The 1,109-nt window shown below is 42.9% G+C and carries 1 protein-coding gene; it reads left to right on the plus strand.

Annotated features, from left to right (window positions below):
* Nucleotides 1-789 precede the first annotated feature (789 nt).
* Nucleotides 790-954 (plus strand): DUF3265 domain-containing protein, encoded by a 165-nt coding sequence (locus UF06_RS28270; RefSeq protein ID WP_171816692.1) that lies wholly within the window; start codon nucleotides 790-792, stop codon nucleotides 952-954.
* The last annotated feature ends 155 nt before the right edge of the window (nucleotides 955-1,109 follow it).

Below are 1,109 nucleotides of genomic sequence, written 5' to 3' on the forward strand. Positions count from 1 at the left end.
GGGCGTTATGTTTAATCACGTCAAATCAGTTGGTTGCATCTTTTCTTTGCTCCCTCGGCTTGTTGGTTTTGTGCTTGTCGGCAAGTTGGCTTCGTTTGGCGCTGTTTTCCGGACATTTATTCTTTGGAGCTGGAAATTCAGAGTGTTGCCTCAGTCAATTTTCGAGTAAGCGCGAGGTAGGTGCGGCTGGCTCAATCAGTATTTTGACCACAAGTTTTTGGGCTTGAGTTGCCAAAATTCGAAGTCTGTTTTTCAAATCTATGAGTCATTTCAGTTTTTTAGGTCTTGGCTTTTGTTTGTGAGTCAACGCTGAGTTAATCTTGGTTTTTGTAAAACGTAAGCCCTTGAAGCTTAAACATAACAAACGCTTTAAGACGGATTCGCAACGCGTGGCATTTGTGGTTTGCGGTAAACTTAGTGATTTAGGTGGTGTGCGGTAACATCGTATTGCGTTGCTCACCACTTAAGCGGGCGTTATGCTTAATCACCAAAAATCAGTGGTTTATGTTTTTTCTTTGTTCCCTCGGCTGGTTAGTTTTGAGTTTGTCGGCAAGTTTGCTTCAGTGGGCGCTGTTTTCTGGACACTTATTCTTTGGCGCTGGAAATTCAGAGCGTTGCCTCAATCAATTTTCGGGCAAGCGTGAGGTTAGGGCGGTTGGCTCAATCAGAAGTTTGATCTTAGGTTTTTCGGTTTTATCTGCCAAAGTTCAAAGTCTGATTTTCAAAATTATGAGTCATTTCAGTTTTTTAGGTCTTGGCTTTTGTTTGTGAGTCAACGCTGAGTTAATCTTGGTTTTGGTAAAACGTAAGTCCTTGAAACTTAAACATAACAAAGCGTTAAAGAGGGATTCGTGCCGCGTGGCATTTTTGGTATGCGGTAATTTTTGTGGTGAAAGTGGTCTGCGGAAAGTTGGTTTGTGCGGCACTCACCCCTTAACGCGGCGTTATGCTTAATCACCAAAAGTCAGTGGTTTATGATTGTTCTTTGTTCCCTTGGCTCTTTAGTTTGGTGTTTCTCGGCAAGTTGGCTTCAGTGGGCGCGGTTTTCTGGACAATTATTCTTTGGCGCTGGAAATTCAGCGAATTGCCTCAATCAATTTTCGGGCAAG

Origin of the sequence: Vibrio sp. S234-5 (genome assembly GCF_000960595.1) — a bacterium.
Lineage (GTDB): Bacteria > Pseudomonadota > Gammaproteobacteria > Enterobacterales > Vibrionaceae > Vibrio.